Source organism: Rhizobium sp. CFBP 8752, assembly GCF_014842035.1.
GTDB classification, from domain to species: Bacteria; Pseudomonadota; Alphaproteobacteria; order Rhizobiales; family Rhizobiaceae; genus Neorhizobium; species Neorhizobium soli.
Map to the genome: position 1 here is coordinate 902,318 of NZ_JACYUZ010000001.1, position 18,695 is coordinate 921,012.

The 18,695-nt window shown below is 60.0% G+C and carries 19 protein-coding genes, 1 tRNA gene and 2 pseudogenes; 6 read left to right on the forward strand and 16 right to left on the reverse strand.

Annotation, left to right across the window (positions count from 1 at the left end; all coding sequences use genetic code 11):
- Positions 1-141 precede the first annotated feature (141 nt).
- On the reverse strand, positions 142-924 hold the full coding sequence (locus IFT59_RS04340) for an ABC transporter ATP-binding protein (RefSeq protein ID WP_192086175.1): 783 nt from the start codon (positions 922-924) through the stop codon (positions 142-144).
- 126 nt (positions 925-1,050) lie between these two features.
- Between IFT59_RS04340 and IFT59_RS04345 the strand changes: the two genes are divergently transcribed.
- On the forward strand, positions 1,051-1,461 hold the full coding sequence (locus IFT59_RS04345; RefSeq protein WP_113165702.1) for a cupin domain-containing protein: 411 nt from the start codon (positions 1,051-1,053) through the stop codon (positions 1,459-1,461).
- A 44-nt stretch (positions 1,462-1,505) separates the two neighbouring features.
- On the opposite strand, the gene hydA is transcribed toward IFT59_RS04345, so the two are convergent.
- From hydA to IFT59_RS04365, 4 genes are all read right to left on the reverse strand, one after another.
- Positions 1,506-2,960 carry a dihydropyrimidinase gene (gene hydA / locus IFT59_RS04350; RefSeq protein WP_192086176.1) on the reverse strand — a complete coding sequence of 485 codons (1,455 nt, stop codon included), beginning with the start codon at positions 2,958-2,960 and terminating at the stop codon, positions 1,506-1,508.
- Positions 2,957-3,337: a type II toxin-antitoxin system PemK/MazF family toxin gene (locus tag IFT59_RS04355; protein ID WP_192086177.1), complete on the reverse strand. Its 381-nt coding sequence runs from the start codon at positions 3,335-3,337 to the stop codon at positions 2,957-2,959. The genes hydA and IFT59_RS04355 overlap by 4 nt, the downstream gene beginning before the upstream one ends.
- Positions 3,334-3,546 (reverse strand): antitoxin MazE-like protein, encoded by a 213-nt coding sequence (locus tag IFT59_RS04360; RefSeq protein ID WP_184653757.1) that lies wholly within the window; start codon positions 3,544-3,546, stop codon positions 3,334-3,336. The genes IFT59_RS04355 and IFT59_RS04360 overlap by 4 nt, the downstream gene beginning before the upstream one ends.
- A gap of 208 nt (positions 3,547-3,754) precedes the next feature.
- Positions 3,755-5,008 carry a Zn-dependent hydrolase gene (locus tag IFT59_RS04365; RefSeq protein WP_192086178.1) on the reverse strand — a complete coding sequence of 418 codons (1,254 nt, stop codon included), beginning with the start codon at positions 5,006-5,008 and terminating at the stop codon, positions 3,755-3,757.
- Between the two features lie 253 nt (positions 5,009-5,261).
- On the opposite strand from IFT59_RS04365, the gene IFT59_RS04370 reads away from it, so the two are divergent.
- A complete protein-coding gene (locus IFT59_RS04370; RefSeq protein WP_192086179.1) occupies positions 5,262-5,897 on the forward strand; it encodes a TetR family transcriptional regulator C-terminal domain-containing protein in 636 nt (211 codons plus the stop codon).
- 513 nt (positions 5,898-6,410) lie between these two features.
- Here the strand turns inward: IFT59_RS04370 and IFT59_RS04375 are convergent.
- Positions 6,411-7,445 carry a glutamine synthetase beta-grasp domain-containing protein gene (locus IFT59_RS04375; protein ID WP_062455284.1) on the reverse strand — a complete coding sequence of 345 codons (1,035 nt, stop codon included), beginning with the start codon at positions 7,443-7,445 and terminating at the stop codon, positions 6,411-6,413.
- 429 nt (positions 7,446-7,874) lie between these two features.
- Between IFT59_RS04375 and IFT59_RS04380 the strand changes: the two genes are divergently transcribed.
- Positions 7,875-8,072 (forward strand): DUF2735 domain-containing protein, encoded by a 198-nt coding sequence (locus tag IFT59_RS04380; protein ID WP_062455286.1) that lies wholly within the window; start codon positions 7,875-7,877, stop codon positions 8,070-8,072.
- A 96-nt stretch (positions 8,073-8,168) separates the two neighbouring features.
- On the opposite strand, the gene IFT59_RS04385 is transcribed toward IFT59_RS04380, so the two are convergent.
- Positions 8,169-10,064, reverse strand: a complete 1,896-nt coding sequence (locus IFT59_RS04385; protein WP_249407483.1) for a methyl-accepting chemotaxis protein — start codon at positions 10,062-10,064, stop codon at positions 8,169-8,171.
- Positions 10,065-10,688: 624 nt separating this feature from the next.
- Here IFT59_RS04385 and IFT59_RS04390 point away from each other — a divergent pair.
- Both IFT59_RS04390 and IFT59_RS04395 read left to right on the forward strand, forming a co-directional pair.
- Positions 10,689-11,012, forward strand: a pseudogene (locus IFT59_RS04390) (DUF2325 domain-containing protein); the annotation flags it as partial.
- Positions 10,993-11,187 carry a hypothetical protein gene (locus IFT59_RS04395; RefSeq protein ID WP_062455292.1) on the forward strand — a complete coding sequence of 65 codons (195 nt, stop codon included), beginning with the start codon at positions 10,993-10,995 and terminating at the stop codon, positions 11,185-11,187. The pseudogene IFT59_RS04390 and the gene IFT59_RS04395, both read left to right, overlap by 20 nt.
- Here IFT59_RS04395 and IFT59_RS04400 read toward each other — a convergent pair.
- The 8 genes and pseudogenes from IFT59_RS04400 to IFT59_RS04430 form a co-directional block, all read right to left on the reverse strand.
- Entirely contained in the window at positions 11,184-11,507 is a 324-nt protein-coding gene (locus IFT59_RS04400) for a DUF423 domain-containing protein (protein WP_082476311.1), read from the reverse strand. The two genes, IFT59_RS04395 and IFT59_RS04400, sit on opposite strands and share 4 nt — an antisense overlap.
- A gap of 55 nt (positions 11,508-11,562) precedes the next feature.
- On the reverse strand, positions 11,563-11,988 hold the full coding sequence (locus IFT59_RS04405) for a group II truncated hemoglobin (protein WP_244476126.1): 426 nt from the start codon (positions 11,986-11,988) through the stop codon (positions 11,563-11,565).
- A gap of 199 nt (positions 11,989-12,187) precedes the next feature.
- Complete coding sequence (locus IFT59_RS04410; RefSeq protein WP_192086181.1) at positions 12,188-13,549, reverse strand: enoyl ACP reductase FabMG family protein; 1,362 nt, start codon at positions 13,547-13,549, stop codon at positions 12,188-12,190.
- A 316-nt stretch (positions 13,550-13,865) separates the two neighbouring features.
- Complete coding sequence (locus IFT59_RS04415; RefSeq protein WP_062455296.1) at positions 13,866-14,147, reverse strand: hypothetical protein; 282 nt, start codon at positions 14,145-14,147, stop codon at positions 13,866-13,868.
- 168 nt (positions 14,148-14,315) lie between these two features.
- On the reverse strand, positions 14,316-14,732 hold the full coding sequence (locus IFT59_RS04420) for a DUF4174 domain-containing protein (protein WP_062455298.1): 417 nt from the start codon (positions 14,730-14,732) through the stop codon (positions 14,316-14,318).
- Positions 14,733-15,264: 532 nt separating this feature from the next.
- Complete coding sequence (locus IFT59_RS23410; RefSeq protein ID WP_446737827.1) at positions 15,265-16,434, reverse strand: flagellin; 1,170 nt, start codon at positions 16,432-16,434, stop codon at positions 15,265-15,267.
- Between the two features lie 114 nt (positions 16,435-16,548).
- A pseudogene (locus tag IFT59_RS23415) lies at positions 16,549-17,091 on the reverse strand (flagellin N-terminal helical domain-containing protein); the annotation flags it as partial.
- A 307-nt stretch (positions 17,092-17,398) separates the two neighbouring features.
- Positions 17,399-17,475: transfer RNA gene (locus IFT59_RS04430), tRNA-Arg, on the reverse strand.
- 235 nt (positions 17,476-17,710) lie between these two features.
- On the opposite strand from IFT59_RS04430, the gene IFT59_RS04435 reads away from it, so the two are divergent.
- Positions 17,711-17,998, forward strand: coding sequence for a hypothetical protein (locus IFT59_RS04435; RefSeq protein WP_062455412.1), 288 nt, complete (start codon positions 17,711-17,713; stop codon positions 17,996-17,998).
- 9 nt (positions 17,999-18,007) lie between these two features.
- Here IFT59_RS04435 and IFT59_RS04440 read toward each other — a convergent pair whose 3' ends face one another.
- Positions 18,008-18,565: a hypothetical protein gene (locus tag IFT59_RS04440; RefSeq protein WP_192086183.1), complete on the reverse strand. Its 558-nt coding sequence runs from the start codon at positions 18,563-18,565 to the stop codon at positions 18,008-18,010.
- Positions 18,566-18,695: the final 130 nt, after the last annotated feature.

Sequence of the window (18,695 nt, forward strand, 5' to 3'; positions counted from 1 at the left end):
CTCCCCCACAAGGGGGGAGAGACTACGCTGCACCGCTCAGTCCATATTCCACTGCAGAGACGGTTTTTGGTGAGGGCGCGGCAAGTTAAGCCCTCCCCCTTGTGGGGAGGGTGGGGAGGGGTCTTTTTGCTGACGCAGGTCTTATTCCTCATAGCTGTGCCCCGCGCGGAGACCTTCGCGGACCCGGTGAGCGATCGCCAGGAATTCCGGCGTCTCGCGGATATCGAGCGGGCGTTCCTTCGGCAGGGTCGAGGTGATCACGTCGGTCACCCGCCCGGGTCGCGGCGACATCACCACGATCTTGGTGGAGAGATAGACCGCCTCGGGGATCGAGTGGGTGACGAAGCAGATGGTCTTTTGCGTCCGCTCCCAGAGTTTCAGGAGTTGCTCGTTCAGATGGTCGCGGACGATCTCGTCCAGTGCGCCGAAGGGCTCGTCCATCAGAAGGAGATCGGCATCGAAGGCGAGCGCGCGGGCGATCGAGGCGCGCTGCTGCATGCCGCCGGAAAGCTGCCACGGATATTTCTTGCCGAAGCCCGAGAGATTGACGAGATCGAGCGTCCGCTCGATGCGGCTCGCGCGTTCTGCCGTCGAGTAGCCCATGATTTCGAGCGGAAGGGCTATGTTGTTCTCAATCGTCCGCCAGGGATAAAGGGCAGGCGCCTGAAACACGTAACCGTAGGAGCGGCTCTTGCGCGCCTCCTCCGGTGTCATGCCGTTGACGAGTATTTCGCCCGAGGTTGCCCGTTCCAGATCGGCGATCACCCGCAGAAACGTTGTCTTGCCGCAGCCGGAGGGGCCGATGAAGGAGACGAAGTCGCCCTTCTTCACGTCGAGATCGACATCAGACAGCGCATGAACCGGCCCGTCGCCGGTCTCGAAGGTGAGGCCAAGCTTTCGCGCGGAAACGACGGAGTAGGTCATGGGCGCGCTCCGTCGTAAGCGTGGCTGATCGTTTGAAGGGCCGGGTTTTCTGGTATCATCACGCTGCACATCCGGCCGTCGGCGCCATGAAGGCGGCCGCGGCTCCGCTGGAGAGGGGGAATTTCAATGGACACGTCATCAAGACCGACCTGCCGTATCGTCAGGCCCGATGCCGCCTATGACGGCAAGCAGGGCCTCACCTATGTTCAGGGCATTTCCGCCGAAACGGTCGGCTCCAAGGGCATCTGCATGCATCTCCTGACCATTCCGCCGGGGGCAAAAGCCAAGGCCCATCTGCACGAGACCCACGAGACCGCGATCTACATGCTCTCCGGCTCCGCCGACACCTGGTACGGCGACCGGCTGGAGAACCACGTCGTGCTGCATGCGGGCGAGCTGATGTACATCCCGGCCGGCGTTCCGCATCTGCCGGCCAACCGGTCGGGCACGCCCTGCACCGCGATCATCGCGCGCACGGATCCCAACGAGCAGGAAAGCGTGGTCCTGCTGCCGGAACTGGACGCGCTGGTGGACTGAGCCACGGGCCTCCGCCTCATCGGGTATCGCTGTCATCAAACCGCTCATACGCCTGATGCCGGGATGCCGGAGCGTTCCACCTTGCGCGGCGCGGTGATCTCCTTCCAGGCCGACAGCGTCCTGCTGACTGCCGGGAAGGGCGGCCGCGACACGAACTTGCCGTCGCCCGGCTTGGTGCGGATCTCGCCATTGGCATAGGCGACGTTGCCGCGCGACAGCGTGAAGCGCGGCAGCCCGGTCACATGCTTGCCTTCGAAAACGTTGTAATCGATCGCCGATTGCTGGGTCGCGGCGGAAATCGTCTTTGATGCCTTCGGGTCGAGCACCACGATATCCGCGTCGGCTCCAACCAGGATCGCGCCCTTCTTCGGGTAGATGTTCAAGATCTTGGCGATGTTGGTGGAGGTGACCGCAACGAACTCGTTCATGGTGATGCGGCCGGTCTCGACGCCGTGGGTCCAGAGCATCGGCAGGCGGTCTTCAAGGCCGCCGGTGCCGTTTGGGATCTTGCGGAAATCGCCGCGCCCAGTGCGCTTCTGTTCCGTCGTGAAGGCGCAGTGGTCGGTCGCCACCACCTGCAGCGAACCGGATGCCAGGCCCGCCCAAAGCGAATCCTGATGGCGCTTGTCGCGGAACGGCGGCGACATCACGCGGCGGGCGGAATGATCCCAGTCCGGATGGGCGTATTCGCTTTCGTCGAGCGTCAGATGCTGGATCAGCGGCTCGCCATAGACCCGCATGCCCGACTGGCGCGCGCGCCTGATCGCCTCATGCGCCTGTTCGCAGGACGTGTGCACCACATAGAGCGGCACGCCCGCGGTATCGGCGATGATGATGGCCCGGTTGGTCGCTTCGCCCTCAACGGAGGCGGGGCGCGCATAGGCATGCGCCTCTGGCCCGTCATTGCCCGCATCCATCAGCTTCTGCTGCATGGCGGCGACGATATCGCCGTTTTCCGCATGCACGAGGGGCAGGGCGCCAAGTTCGGCGCAGCGCGAGAACGAGGCGAACATCTCGTCGTCATTGACCATCAGCGCGCCCTTGTAGGCCATGAAGTGTTTGAACGTGTTGATGCCATGGTTGCGCACAACCGCCTTCATCTCATCAAACACCTGCTCGCTCCACCAGGTGATCGCCATGTGGAAGGAATAGTCGCAATGGGCGCGGGTCGCCTTGTTGTCCCAGCGTTTGAGGGCATCGAGCAGCGACTGACCCGGCTCCGGCAGGCAGAAATCGACCACCATCGTGGTGCCGCCCGAAAGCGCCGCCCGCGTGCCGCTATCGAAATCATCGGCCGAATAGGTGCCCATGAACGGCATTTCCAGATGCACATGCGGATCGATCCCGCCCGGCATCACGTAGGCGCCTGACGCATCCAGAACCTCTTCGCCCCGGAGATCCGGCCCGATCTCGACGATACGACCACCCTCGATCTTCACATCCGCCTTGTAGGTGAGGTCGGCTGTCACGACAGTGCCGTTCTTGATGATGGTGGTCATGGCTCGCTCCCTTGTTCTGATGTCTGGGCCTGCAACTGCATCTTGTGCGTCAGCCCGATAATGTGCAGCAACGCGATTTCCAGCCGGTTCAGATCGTCTTCGTCTAATCGGCCGATCCGCTGCCGGATGACCTCCCTGCGCAAAGGTGAGATTTTCTCCGACATGATCTGGGACAGTTCCTGCAAGCCATTGTCGATGGTGGGCACGATGATCGGGCGAAGCCAGGGGGTCTCGATGACATGGGTCGTCATCGGGCATGCCAGGATCGTCGTGAGGATTTCATTGAGGTCGTCGTGCTGGAGGATGACGGCAGGTCTTGGCTTTCCAAGCTCACCGGGGAAAACCGCGATAACGATATCTCCACGCTTGAGCTTCACGGCTTATCCCAATTCGTGGGGCCGACAGCATCGAGCCAGTCCATGACCCCTTCGGCCTTGTCCGCTTCGGCGATCTTCCGGGCCTCTTCCTGTAGCTGCTCGCGGACGGTCTCATTGTCGAGATCCGGCACCCAAACCTCGATCGGCCGGTAGCCCTTGCGGATCAGCTCGGCGCGTTCTTCTTCAGAGACTTCGCGTGGCCTGCCCATGTCATTGCCTCCTGTCACTGATGGCGCGATGCCGCGCTATGGACGAGTTTTCCGGGTCGAGCTCAATGCGATGGCTCGAACCTCGTCGCACGCGCGTTTGCCCGTCGCGCTGACGGCGCGGCGATGCTTGAAAACAAGAATTTCCGGTGCTGTTGACATGCGGCCGGCTCCGCTTTTGCTGCCGGCTTCGAGTGTAGCTCGGATCGGCTCATGCCACAATCTCCGCCGTTTCCAGCACCGCATGCAGCAGCACGTCGCAGCCGGCTGTCGCCCAGTCCTTGGAAATCTCTTCGGCCTCGTTGTGCGAGACGCCGTCGACGCAGGGGCAGAAGATCATCGTCGAGGGTGCCAGTCTTGCCGCCCAACAGGCATCGTGGCCGGCGCCGGAGATGATGTCCAGGTGGCTGTAGCCGAGCTTGACCGCGGCATTGCGCACCCGGCCGACCAGAACCGGATCGAAGGTGACCGGATCGAAATGACCGACGGCTTCCACCGCGCAGCCGACGCCGAGCGCTTCGCAGATCTCGATTGCGCCCGCCTCGATCTTTTCCCGCATGCGGTCGAGCTTTTCCTGCGTCGGCGTGCGCATGTCGACGGTAAAGACGACCTTGCCGGGCAGCACGTTGCGGGAATTGGGCGAGAAGAACGCCTGGCCGACGCCGGCGACAGCGCCCGGCTGCTCCGCCATCGCCACGTCCTGCACCAGTTCCAGAATGCGGCCGAAAGCGAGCCCCGCATTGACGCGCCGGTCCATTGGGGTGGAGCCGGTATGCGCTTCCTTTCCCGTCAGCGTGAATTCCAGCCACCACAGGCCCTGGCAATGGGTGACGACGCCGATCTGCTTTTGCTCGGCTTCGAGGATAGGGCCCTGCTCGATATGATATTCGAAATAGGCATGCATCTTGCGGGCGCCGACCTCTTCGTCGCCCAGCCATCCGATCCGCTTCAGCTCGTCGCCATAGGTCTTGCCGTCCGGATCCTTGCGGCTATAGGCGTAGTCGAGCGAATGAACACCGGCAAACACACCGGAGGCGAGCATGGCCGGCGCAAACCGCGCACCTTCCTCGTTCGCCCAGTTGGTGACGACGACAGGATGCTTCGTCTTCACCCCGAGATCGTTCATCGAGCGCACGACTTCGAGCCCCGCCAGCACGCCGAGCACACCGTCATATTTGCCGCCGGTCGGCTGGGTATCGAGGTGGGAGCCGATATAGACCGGCAGCGCATCCGGATCGGTTCCGGCGCGGGTCGCAAACATCGTGCCCATCTTGTCGGTGCCGACGCTCATGCCGGCGTCTTCGCACCAGCGCTTGAACAGGTGGCGCCCTTCGCCGTCCTCGTCGGTCAGGGTCTGGCGGTTGTTGCCGCCGGCAATACCGGGGCCGATCTTTGCCATCTCCTCCAGCATGTCCCACAGCCGGTCGCCGTTCACACGCATGTTCTCGCCCGGTGCTGCCGCCATCATCCTGTCCTCACCCGTTATGCCTGCTTGAGCCGCGTTCCAGACCGACGTTTGCACGATCTGAAATATCGGCATTGCGTTTGTTTTGTCTGTGATCGATAATTTGACCGACTGGTAAAACATACAATGTCCCGACCGCCACTCAAGCCGTAAATCACGAAAAATACTCGCCTATTTTCGCGCCACATGCCCTGAAAATGGGCCTCGTGATACGAATCTGGATCAGCGTTTGGGACTGCAAGGCAGGATACGGATGGCCATTCCACGAGCGGCTAAAACGCAGCGGCGCACCCGCATCCAGGAGGAGAAGGAAGAGGTCATTCTCGAGGCCGCTCTTGAGGTGTTTTCGGTCAGCGGTTTCCGCGGCACGACGATCGACCAGATCGCCGAGGCGGCCGGCATGTCGAAGCCGAACCTGCTCTATTATTTCCGCACCAAGGAGGCGATCCATCGCCAGCTGATCGACCGGGTTCTCTCCACCTGGCTGGAGCCGCTGCGCGCTTTCGACGCTACAGGCAATCCGGCTTCGGAAATCCGCTCCTACATCCGCCGCAAGCTCGAAATGGCGCGGGATTTCCCCCGCGAGAGCCGGCTTTTCGCCAACGAGATCCTGCAGGGCGCCCCGCATATCGAGGACGAGCTGAAAGGGCCGCTCAAAGACCTGGTCGATGAAAAGGCCGACGTCATCCGCGCCTGGTCGAAAGCCGGCAAGATCCGCACCTGCGATCCCTACCACCTGATCTTCTCGATCTGGTCCACCACGCAACATTACGCCGATTTCGACGTCCAGGTCCGCGCCGTCCTCGGCCACGACCAGGACGGCGAGGACCGTTTCGAGGACGCGGCAAGGTTTCTGGAGGGGCTGTTTCTCGAAGGGCTGAAGCCCTAGGGCTTCCCGGAGGACTTTGCGTCACAGGCGGCGGCCGATGTTGCATCTCCGGCGGCAGCCGTCTTGGCGAGGCGTCCCTCACACACTCCCTCATTCCTGTGACTGTCACAGGAATCCAGGCTGCCCAAGTCCTTGGGCTAAGGAGAGCCTTCCCGCGCCGCAGACGCGACGCTGCTGGATCCCTGTGACGAGCACAGGGATGAGGGTGGAGAGAGCTTTTGCGCCTCAAGCGGCAATGGCTCCAGCGTCCTAAGCGACAGCCGACTTGGCGTCACAAGCGGCAGCTCGTCGTCGCGAGCGGCCCTCCCACACTCCCTCATTCCTGTGCTCGTCACAGGGATTAGGGTGTGGAGAGGGTTCAGTGTGCGGAGAGGGGTGAGCCCTGAGCCTTGAGGGCGGAGAGGTACCGATCCAGGTGAGCGTGCCGGGAAAGCCTCACGTGCAGGACCCCCGAAACAAAAACACGCCGGCGCGAGGCCGGCGTCTTCGTTGTCCTTGGGAGGACGCTTTGTCTTAGGCGGCAGCCGACTTCGCGAGCGGCACTTCCGAGATCGTCTTCAGAACCTGCGAGGCGATCGCGTAGGGGTCGCCCTGGCTGTTCGGACGGCGGTCTTCGAGGTAGCCCTTGTAGCCGTTGTTGACGAAGGAGTGCGGCACGCGGATCGAGGCGCCACGGTCGGCAACGCCGTAGGAGAACTTGTTCCACGGAGCGGTTTCGTGCTTGCCGGTCAGACGCAGATGGTTGTCCGGGCCATACACGTCGATATGGTCCTGCAGGTTCTTGTCGAACTGCGCCATCAGCGCCTCGAAATACTCCTTGCCGCCCACTTCGCGCATGTACTTGGTCGAGAAGTTGCAGTGCATGCCGGAGCCGTTCCAGTCGGTATCTCCGAGCGGCTTGCAATGGAACTCGATGTCGATGCCGTACTGTTCCGTCAGACGCAGAAGCAGGTAGCGGGCCATCCAGATCTGGTCGGCGGCGCGCTTGGAGCCCTTGCCGAAAATCTGGAATTCCCACTGGCCCTTGGCCACTTCGGCATTGATGCCTTCGTGGTTGATGCCGGCTGCGAGGCACTGGTCGAGATGCTCTTCAACGATTTCGCGGGCAACCGAACCGACGTTCTTGTAGCCGACGCCCGTGTAGTACGGACCCTGCGGAGCGGGGTAGCCGCTTTCCGGGAAGCCGAGCGGACGGCCGTCTTCGTAGAAGAAGTATTCCTGTTCGAAACCGAACCATGCATCTTCGTCGTCGAGGATGGTTGCGCGGCTGTTGGACGCGTGCGGGGTAACGCCATCGGGCATCATCACTTCGCACATGACCAGCGCACCGTTGGTGCGGGCCGGATCCGGATAGATGGCGACCGGCTTCAGCACGCAGTCGGACGAACGGCCTTCGGCCTGATTGGTCGACGAACCGTCGAAGCCCCACAGCGGCAGCTGTTCCAGCGTCGGGAAGGTGTCGAATTCCTTGATCTGCGTCTTGCCACGCAGGTTCGGGACGGGGGTGTAACCGTCGAGCCAGATGTACTCGAGCTTAAACTTGGTCATATTTTATCTCTCAGGCCGTGGTGTTCATGGTTGAGCCATCCAGAGACTGCGACGCGAAAGCGCTGCATCCCGGGCATGAGACATAGGACGCACATACCGTGCCAGTTTTTGTCGTCGCCTGAAAATCCCGATAAAAAAGTCGTATGATTGGCCGGGCTTACATGTCTGCGGGTGACGACTGTAACGCCATCATCCCAGCCCGTTTGAAAATCAATCGATTTTTCGCGCACCCACCGGGGGTCTTGAAACTAGGAATTCTGCTTCGCGTCTGAGTTCCGCCGACGAAACTATATCGCCCTGAGCTCGTTTGCTTTCATTCGTGCCTAGCGCCGAACAGGCAAATGATGTAAAATAGTGCAGAAAGCACAAAAAATGTGCATATCTCTGGTTGGTATGCGTTTGAGTGCGCATTGAGGAGGAGGCGATAGGATGGTTATTGGCATCCATCGTGAGACAGCGCAGATCCTGCAATTTCCATTGACGCCACGGATCCGTCTTGAGAACGGCGCCACGGTGCCGGTCGGGACCTACCCGGTCGCGGTGCAGGACCACTGCTGGTATCATGAAGAAGCAGTGAGCAGTGCGCTGGTCGACACCAAGCCGGAACAGGGACCGAAACCCTGCTGAGCGTTGCGGGCCATCGCCGGATGGCCGATCCGAATTGAAAAATCCCGAGAGCATCGCTGCCCCCGGGATTTCACTGTCTGACTGTCCAGGCTTTTATCAGGCCGCGCGCATCCGGCGTGCCATGCCGCCGAGCTCACTGCCGCCTTCCAGCTTGAAGTTGGAAAGAAGCGCCTGAAGCTGGCGGCTTTCGGCTGCAAGCGTCTCGCTCGCTGCCGTCGTTTCTTCCACCATCGCCGCGTTTTTCTGGGTCATCTGGTCCATGTGGTTGACCGAGGAGTTGATCTCGGCCAGCGCCGTCGACTGCTCGCGGGCAGCCGTGGCGATGGATTCCACATGTTCGTTGACCTTGTTGACCAGGCTTTCGATCTCGACAAGCGCGGTGCCTGTCGAGCGCACCAGCGAAACGCCGCCTGCGACTTCGGAAGCCGAGGCGCTGATTAGCGTCTTGATTTCCTTTGCCGCATTGGCGGAGCGCTGGGCGAGCTCACGCACTTCCTGAGCGACGACGGCAAAGCCGCGACCGGCTTCGCCAGCACGGGCGGCTTCGACGCCGGCGTTCAGCGCCAACAGGTTGGTCTGGAAGGCAATCTCGTCGATGACGCCGATGATCTGGCTGATCTTCGTCGAGCTGTCTTCAATGCGGCTCATGGCGGTGACGGCGCTGCGAACGATTTCGCCCGACTTTGCCGCACTCTGCTTGGTCTCATAGACCATGTCGCGGGCTTCGGTGGCGCGGGCAGAGGCGGCACGCACCGTCGTGGTGATCTCGTCGAGGGCGGCTGCCGTTTCTTCAAGCGCTGCAGCCTGCTGTTCGGTCCGCTTGGAAAGGTCGTTTGCCGCCGAAGACAGTTCGGCAGAGTTGTCATTGATCGTGCCGGCTGCGCCGCGCACGTTGCTCATGGTGGCGCTCAGCCGGTCCATCGTCGAGTTGACGTTGGTCTGAAGCTCGGCAAATGCACCCTGGAACTGGCCGTTCATGCTCTGGGTCAGGTCGGCATCGGCAAGCGCTCCGATGACGCGGCGAACTTCCGTGACGGCATTGTCGACGCTTTCCACCAGCTGGTTGACGCCCGATGCAAAGCGGTTGAGGTCTTCGTTCTGGTAGTCCTTGCGGATGCGGCCGGAAAAATCGCCGGCGACAGCAGATGCGACAACTTTCGAAATCGACGTCTGCAGGTCGCTGGAACGCTCGTGAAGGGCTGCTTCCTGTGCCTTGAGGTCGGTCATGGCGACAGCGTTGGTATGGAATACCTCGACGGCGCGGGCCATCGCGCCGATTTCGTCGCCGCGGCTTGCGTCGACGCCATCGATGTTCATATCGCCCTTGGCAAGGCGGGTCATGGCTTCGGTCAGCTCGCGGATGGGGCGAACGATGCCACGGCGTGCGACGATCGTGCTGATCGTGGCGCCGATGATGATGAAGGCGAGGGCCGACAGCGCCGAAACCAGCATGGCGGTGGTCGAGGACGCAACGGCTTCTTCGCGGGCCACAGCCAGTTCCTTGCCGGAATAGGTGCTGTAGACCTTGACGGAGTCGGTGACGACCTTCTGGCCATCCAGCGCCTTTTTCAGCGCAGCCGAGATGGCGGCGGTGTCGGCTGCATTCTTTTCGGCGGTGTCCACCATGCTGCGGATCGAGACGAAATAGCTGTCGAGGGCGGCTCTCACCGTCTTCAGCTGATCCTGTTCCGCAGCGTCTGCGGTTGCTTCGATCTTCGGCAGGCGGGCCAGCATTTCGCCGGCGCGCTTTTCGGCGTCGATGCGGAAATCCTTGGCTTTGTCCGGCGCCGCGGCCAGCTGATAGGTCATGCGGCTAATTGCGATAATGTCGACCCGCAGATCCATCGCTTCACGAGCGACTTCTTCACGCGCGCCGACTGAAATGATTGCCTTTTGCAGGCCATAGAGCCCGCTTCCCGCAACGCCTGCAATAATAAGAGAAGAAAGGCCCATTACGACGGTAACGAGGCCGAGTTTCTTCGAAATAGCCATATCCCGAATTGCCATAGTGCACACCACTTCAACTTGCCCAACAATACATCCCAACCCGCCAATTCTCGGCATGCGCGAGGACGCCCACCTAACCTATTGCCGTAATTGCGCTAATCGCTGGTTAAAATAGCGGGCGAATATTTGTCCGGACTTGGGCGAAAACTGACAGTACACGCTAGGGTTTGAATTTATTCTCGGTTTTGAGCAAATGCTCAGTATAGGGTACGCTAAAACTGCTGTGAATCCCGAGGCTTCGTTGATTGAGCTGTAAGCCCACGTCGGCCTTTCCTATCGATGCCCTAAAAACCACGGTCCGCTAACATACGCTAAGTGAGCAGAAAAACTGCCATTCGGCGCGCGTGTCGGTCGAAAACGACGCGGGCTGCGTCCCCATATTAATATGAGTGAACGAGTCGACTTTAATCTTTACTCTCAAATTCAAGTTTCATATGGTGCGCCAACGACGGGGTTTGCCCCGAATTATTCCGGCCCAAAACGGAGAGCATCATGGCGAAGAAACAGAAGCGGAAAAACACGAGTGGCGGCAATGCCGCATCCGATGCTGCGGCATCCTCGAACCGCAGCGCTGCCAATGGCGCCTCCGGGATCGGCGGGGAAGTGGTCGACATCCGCAGCTTTCTCTATGTCGGCGGTCGGGACTGCCAGGTGGCCCATCTGCGCGCCATCGCCACCCGCCACGGCGCGGAACTGATCCATCACGACGGTGGGTTGCGCGAGGCGGTTTCCCGCATCGATACGGTGCTTCCCTCGGTTGACTGCGTGTTCTGCCCGATCGACTGTATCAGCCACGATGCGTGTCTGCGGGTAAAGACCGGATGCAAGAAGTTCGGCGTCACCTTCATCCCCTTGCGCAACGGGTCGAAGTCAAGCCTTGAGCGGGCGCTGCAGACCATCAAGGATCGCAATGATGAAAACAGGTTATCCTGATCAGCCTATTCTCGATCGCGAGGGGCGCGATCTCGACGCGATGGCGGTCCTGCACAAGCTCGCCGAACAGAGCGGCGACGGCATGGTGACCGAGCTTTACCGGCTCGCGATGGACCGCTCGCAGGATACGGCTTTGCCGAGATCGATACCTTCGAGCCAAACCCGGACGTTCTAGCGCCGGTCCTCGGCGCGCAAAAACGCTCCGATCGCGATTGCGAGCCAGCCGAGAATCATAAGATTGCCGCCGAGTGGCGCGGCAAACGGAAACAGTCGGCTTCCGAGATAATGACGCGCCACCAGATCACCCGCAAACACGATCGTCCCAAGGCCCAGAATGAGACCGGCCAGCGTCGCTGTGCGGATCTGCTGATGTCCGAGATAAAGAGCGAGCAGCACCGGCGCGTGCGCCAGGCACATCATCGAGGCAGACCCGAGCAAAAGCGTATCGCCGCCATGACTTGCGGCAGCCGCAAGGCCTACGCCGCAGGCGCCCATCAGACCGCTCGCAAAGAGAATGAACGGCCGCAGTTTATCGAGTCTCGCCAAGGCTCTATTCCCTGTTTTGCATGTGATGAGCCAGCCGCTCGATCGGCGGCCAGATGATGTCGCGCAGGGCCGGGCTTGCGATCGTCTCGTCCATGGCGCGGCGGAAGCACAGCAACCATTCGTCGCGCTCCACCGGTCCGATCTCAGCCCCGAAATGGCGCGAGCGAAGGCGAGGGTGCCCGTGTTTTTCCACATAGACGGGCGGGCCGCCGAGATAGCCGGTCAGATAGTCATAGAACTTCGCTTCACTTCCCGTCAGACTTTGCGGATGAACGGCCCGGCAGCGGGCAGCTTCCGGCAGCGTATCCATCAGGGTGTAGAAGCGCGCCGCGAGGGCCCGAACCGTCGCATCACCCCCGATCGCCTCGTAAAGAGTAATCGTTTCGCCGGATGTGGTCTGCCGGTCCTCGTCTGCCATCACGGTTTCCATGCCTCACCCATCCGGCGTCTTAGACGGATCAAGGGTGGTTGATCGTTCAAGGCTTGGTAGGCCGGAGCAACCGTCAGGGCAAGACCCGGACTAGGGCCTGAGGCGCAGAGCGATGCCGGGCGACTGTCAGGGAGTATCTCTGCATCGATGGTGCCGCCGACGCGGGGTCGGCGGGCACGATGGAGTGCAGCGGCCTTTTTCAGGCGAGCATTCTGACCTTTTCGGTCACGCCTGCATCCGCATTCGACTCATGGGTCGAATTGAGCTTGCGGGCGACGATGTCGTGGTTGAGCCACACGACAGGACCGGTCGGGTTCGAGGTTTCCGCAAAGATCAGCTGTCCGGTTGCCTCAACGACCAGCGTGCTCAGCAGATCGCTGATCAGAACCTTGCTGTCCTTGTGCATCTGCGTGATCTCGGCCGAGGTGCCGATGGTGAGATCGGACTGGCCCTGGCTGTTTGGCATCGGCCAACGCTTGAAATCGTAGAAGGGCTGCATGACTTCGTCTGCCTGAAGATCGATGATCTTCTGCAGCGTGTCTTCAACCGTGTAGCCGTCTGCCAGGCGCTCCTGGCAGGCCTGCCACAGTTCTTCAGCCCAGGCGCCGCCGCCTTCCTTCTTCAATGCGAGAAGGAGAGGGATGAGCGGCAGTTCGATACCGGCAAACACGTCGGAAGAGTTGGTCCGGATTTCCGGGCAGTTGTAGACGGTCGCCTTGATGCCATCGGCCCAAGCCTTGCGCGCTACATCCTCAAGGCGCATCTTGGCATAGCCCTGCGTGTAGTTGGTGTAAGTCTGCCAGCGATATTCGTCACCGATCAGGATGCCGGTGCCGTGATATCCATAGGCCGTGTAGCGCACCTGGTTGCCCGCTGCTTCGATCCGCGTGCGGATGGCGGTGCTGAGTTCGATCAGGTGGTGATAGGTATTGGCGGAAACCTCGTCGAAGTTTGCAAGGATCAGCTTGCCCATGTCGCTGTCGAGCAGTGTCTGCGAGGACATGTGGCGGGCGCCGCGGCCCTTGTAGATGCGGTTGGCGATGACGAGAAACGCCTTCGCCTTGGGGATGCCACCCGCCATCGTATGAGCAAAGAAGACATTCTTGCCGGCCGGGATCATGTCTTCGAGGATCGCCATGACTTTCGTCAGCGAATTCCGGAAGCGCTCCACGCCGACTGTGCGGCATGCTTCGATGTGATCCCAGTCCAGTTTGTCGGTCTGCCAGCTTTCGAGCGTCATGTCGGCCAGAAGATCGGTCGGGGTCGGCGTGCCGGCCGGTGAGTCGAGATCAAAGCCCGCCATCAGCGGAACGTTGATGATCTTGCCGCCGAGCTGCGCTTCCGCAGCCTGCAGTTCGTCATCAGTCAGCGGACGCAGCGCGTTGTTCTCGTCGCGGCGCCCGACGGTGATGCCGACGATCTTCATGCCCGCACGCTTGGCCTCTTCGATCAGCCCGGTCGCGTAACCGCGCCCGAACAGCTCGCCGAACAGAATAAACACGTCACCTTTGCGAAAGACGACATTTTGGGAAATGCGTTTCAGGGGGATCGGATTTTCCATGGCGCAAACTCTCTCAAAAAGGACCGGAATCGATCCCTCGAATATCTTTGAGACCTAGTGCACCATAAAAACGCGAAATGGGAACTCATTTTGCGTGTCCAAGTATGTCGATTCGTGAACTGACGCGGTGATCAGGGCGGTTGTTAAGGCCGATCGTCCGCCTAACAGCTGTGCCGAGACCGTATTCTGATGGCAACCCCTCCGTCTTCCACGACCATCCGCGCCGTGCACAGCGCAACGCCGGCACGTGCGCAAAAAGGCGAGTTGCATCAGATCTCATCAGTTCAGTCTTGGAATAATCCTGCTGCGGCAGGGCCTATACGCGCTGCATGCGCTCCTGAAGCGCATCCACGACGGCTTGCAGGAACGCCTTGCGCCGCTCGTCCGTCGTTGCGTCAGCCGTGACCTTGAGGGGGCCGCGGATATTGTTCATGAAACCGGAGTGGTTGAAACTGTCGGCCGCCACGTTGACCTCGACCTCGTCCATGTAATGCGACAGCAGGGGCGCCAAAGCGAGGTTGGTGTCCTTCTGGTACTGGTGGGCCATCACCTGAGCAAGCTTACCCATCTGCACGTACGGACCGAATTCGGCGCTCATCTTTCATCGTCTCCTTCAATTCATGGCCTAGGCGCCTAAGGTAGGGTGAACGCGTCGCAACGCAAATGTCGATCGGGAATATGCCCGCGTTTTCCGAAATGGTCGCGAAAAGTTGAACGAATCGGAGTCGTTGCATGCCACGGATATCCCAATGTCGTCTGAGGTCATTCAGCCTTTTCCGCCGCGGCGCATCGGCATGCGATCGATCAGGTCGAACATCTCGACGTCGCTGACGACCGTATCGCTTTTCAGCTTCACGCCGCCATCCTTGCCGACAAGGACGACATGAAACGCACCGTCCGCAATATTTGCCTCCGCGCGCAGCCTGCGCGCGTCGATCCGGTCGGCGTCACCATAGATCGTTTCCACGACATCTCCGGAAACCTGCAGCACAACCATGTCGCGCTCCGCCAATTCCGCCTTTTGCGATGTCAGGATGCCGACCTGTCGGGCAATCGATGCATCGCCCTTGTCACCAAAAAGGATGAGGACACGCTTTTTCCATTCGAGGTGTGAAAGGCTGTCCATGGCAAACACCTGCGAGGTTGCGAGCGAGAGGGCGAAGGCGATGAGTGTTCGTTTCATGCGGTCATCTCCAGATCTACCGAAGGAACGCAACAAACGCGTGATGGTTCAGGTGCTTCCTGTCTGTACGCCCTCTCTGGATTCTTGAGCTAGTCGCTCCCATCTTATGATCATCAACTGAAATAGGGAGGTTGCGATGGCAGATACCTCTGCGCACGCACGCGATGGCAACGTCATGGAAATTCTGTCTCCCACCCGGGTCGCCGGCCCGGGCTCGCCCATTTGCGACTGCTGTCGACAACCAAGATCCGCTGAGGAGTTCGATCAGGATTGCTGCGGGATCTGCATGACCTGTCTCGAGTGTGACGACATGCTGGTGGATGTGGAGCCTGAGGCATCGCCTCGTACGGCGAGAGGGCGTCCGGTGCCGTGAGCGGCCAGATGGTGGCAATGGTGCCGGGCAGGGTGGTCTCGATACGCGCCACAGCGGAAGCGCGGTGAACCACCGAACGCCTGGTCATGACGATGTCGACCAGAGAATGAAAGGAGGGCTGGATCCGTGAAAGAACTTCGGCCAGCGCTCCAGGTGCGTTCAGGAGTTGAAGAGCTGCATAATCGTCTCGCTGCTGCTATTGGCGATCTGCAACGCCTGAACGGCAAGTTGCTGCTGCGTCTGGATTGCGGACAGCCTGGCGGAGGCTTCCTCCATGTCCGTGTCGACAAGGCGGCTTACACCGCTTTCGATATTGTCCATGAGGGTTGAGTTGAAGCTTGTCTGCATGTCGAGACGCTGCTGGAGCGAACCAAGGAACGCGGCGCCGTCGACGACCCTCGATTTCGCGGTTTCGATGTAGCTCAGATAATTGTCGATATTGTCGGGGTTCTCTTCGATGTCGATGTCGAGAAAGTCGAGCGCCGGACGAGGCTCGTTGCTGACGCGGATTTGGCTGAACGTTATGCTTGTTCCGCTTCCCCATTTCCGATCGACTGCGGGATCTGACTTGATGGTGACGTGGGTGGCATCCGTCGCCTCGATGACTAGGTTTGGCCAATCGGCGTCGAGCAGCGAGTGCAGCAGAGTTTCCATCTCCTCTGCGGTCGCGACCGTACCGTCGGTCTTGTTCAGCAGCGTATTCACATAGGTGCGATCAAAGGAATAGGATTTCTGGGACGCACCATTGACCGCGAAATTGAAGTTGATCTCGATACCGTCTTCGTTCTCGCCGTCATTGTATAGAGTGAAGTCTCGGAACTCGAGGCTTAAGCTCGACCCACGTAAGCCATAGGCAGAATTCTCTTTCAAACCACCGTTGCTGACGCCAGTGCTACTCAGGTTCGAGATGCCGACATAGGATCCGTCACCATTTTTCTGGAGCGTCATGATGCTCATTTTCTTGGGATCGTGGACGCGATTTTTTGAATCCGGGGGATCGTACATGAAGGAGTCGGCTGAAACCAAGGCGCCGAGTGGATTTAACTGCCTGTTGAGGACGCCTGCGAACTGCGTGTTGGTCGATATGACTCCACCAAGACTGGCATCATAGGCGTCCACGTCAGCCTTGGTGATTGTGATCGTAGTGCTCACTCCTCCAAAGTAGGGCCCGGGAAGCTGGCTTGGGTCCTCCACTTCCTTGTCAAGCAGGAGTGTGAAGCTGATGTTCGAACCGGCCGTGTTGAAATCGAGAGGCGCTTCATCCGGGAAATCGTTCAGAGCGAAGAGGCCGGCACTGCCAGTGGATCGTCTCGGGTTCATCCAATCCATAGACCCGTCATCGGTATAGTATACCGTCGCGTCGGAGTAGCTGAAATAGGAGGTCGGATAGCGGATTCCGCCGACCGTATAGGCATCGCGCGCATCGGCTTGAAGCAGGCCGCCACCGGTGGTGTTGAACAGAGAAATCGATGAGAGATCAGATTCCATTTTCTGAACTGATACCCCGGATGCAGTCCGGGTGAAGCCTGACACCACGGACGACTTGTTGATCGTGTTGTCATAGATGTCGGCAATGTCGGTGTTCAGCCAGTTTTCTCCGCTGAAACTCGCGCCGTTGGCGATGGAGACGACCTGCTCTTTCAACTTGTCCAATTCAAGCTGGATCTGCCCCCTGTCGACGCTGGTCTCTTTTGCGGTGACGAGTTTGGCTTTGAACTCATCCAGAACATCGATCACAGCCTCCATGCCCTGATAGGCAGTGTCCACCTTGGCGGTGCCGAGCCCGAGCGCATCGCTGGCGGCTGCTATGGCGTCGGTGTCGGATCGCATCGTCGTCGAAATCGACCAGTACGCGACATTGTCGGCGGCGGTCTGAACCCTTAGGCCCGAACTGACTTGCTGCTGCGTGCGCTCCATGTTCGAATTTAGTGTGCGCAAGGTCTGAAGCGCATTTGTTGCAGCGATGTTGGTCAAAATACTGGTCACGTAGAGCCCCACAAGCATGGGCTAGCGCTTCGAACTGCGCCGCAGATCGATGAAAGACTAGCAATGATCGGATCACGTTTACGGTTAACCCCCTCAGGGTGCCTGCCATCATGGCAAGACCGTCCCTATGCCGGAGAGGCTAGGGCTGCTCGAGTGTCGTTATTACAATCTTAGATCGAGCACTTCAGGTATCTATGTGCCGCAAACTTGACTAACGTCAAGTTAATGGTTGTAAAGCAAAACGAGATTTTCACCATAGGCTGGTGGTGACCGATTGCTTCTCATGTGGAGGAACTCAAAGAGAAAATGGCGCACCCGACAGGATTCGAACCTGTGACCTTTGGAATCGGAATCCAACACTCTATCCAGCTGAGCTACGGGTGCATGCCGAAAAGCGATGACTCGCTTCGTCCGATGAGACGGTTCTTAACCCAGGATGCTTGCGGCATCAATTGGCAAAATCGGGAAATCGCAGCCTGTGGGCAAGATAGCGGCCGTGGGCGTCCCGCGGGGCTGCGTCGGGGAGAGGGAAAGTGGGAGTGATCCCTTGCAATTTTCGCTGGGGACAGGGATATCGTCGGGGAAGGGCCGTATCTGGCCGCGAGGGGAGCAGGCACGCATGATCGATCCGAACCACCCGTTTTATGGGCCGCTCTGGCGGCGGATCCTCATTCCGGCGATCTGCTTCGGCTGGGCTGTGTTCGAGCTTTATGCCGGTTCGGTCACCTGGGCGGTCATTTCCGGGGGTCTCGGCCTTTATGCGGCCTACAAGCTGTTCCTCGAAAAGCGGCCGGCTGCACCGGTTACGATGGCCGACCCTGCACAGGACCAGGATGCGCTGGCCGACGATGCGCAGCTGCGCAATGCGCCTGAACAGCCTGCCGACAGGACGTTCGACAAGACCTGAACTTTAAAATCAGCCGAACATCCGCGCGTGGATTTCCCGCGCCCTGATCGCCTGGTCGATCAGCAGGTTGGCGATCTGCATCCGCGTGGTCGCCGCCGGACGGAACCGCTCGGCCACGCCGTCCGGATGGTTGGTCTTGGCAAACCGTCTTCGCTTGTCGTTAAGCGTGGCTTCCGTGTCGACGTCGACAATAGCAAGTTCGCCGGCAATCTCATCCGTCGTCAACCGGGTCAGGTGTACAGGTATGGACGGTTCTACCGGATCGACCGGCTGCGGCTGCGGGGTTTCGGATGTGAAATCACCTGGCGAAGGCGGAGCTTGCGCCTCCATCTCTTGCTGCGTGCCGGCTCCTGGTTCCAGTTCCGAGATGTCGGCGAGGTCTGCGAAATAGGCGTTGGTGTCGCCAGTCGCACCTGTCTCTGGTTCCTCGTCGGTCGTCGAGACGACGAAACCCGTTCCAAGGCCGCGGACGCGGAAATCCGCTGCCGCCTCTGTCGGTTGGTCGTCGTCGCGCTCGCGCTTCAGCCGTGTCAGCACCGACTGGAAGATCGATTGTCCCAGCAGCATTTCCGCTCCCTTGCTATCGGCGCAGACAATCATGCCTGGATGGTGCCGGGCTTGCGCGAGAGTCGGTTAAACTTACGTAAACAACGACGGCTGTCTTAGGCAGCCGATCCTGATGTCACGACTGGTTTTG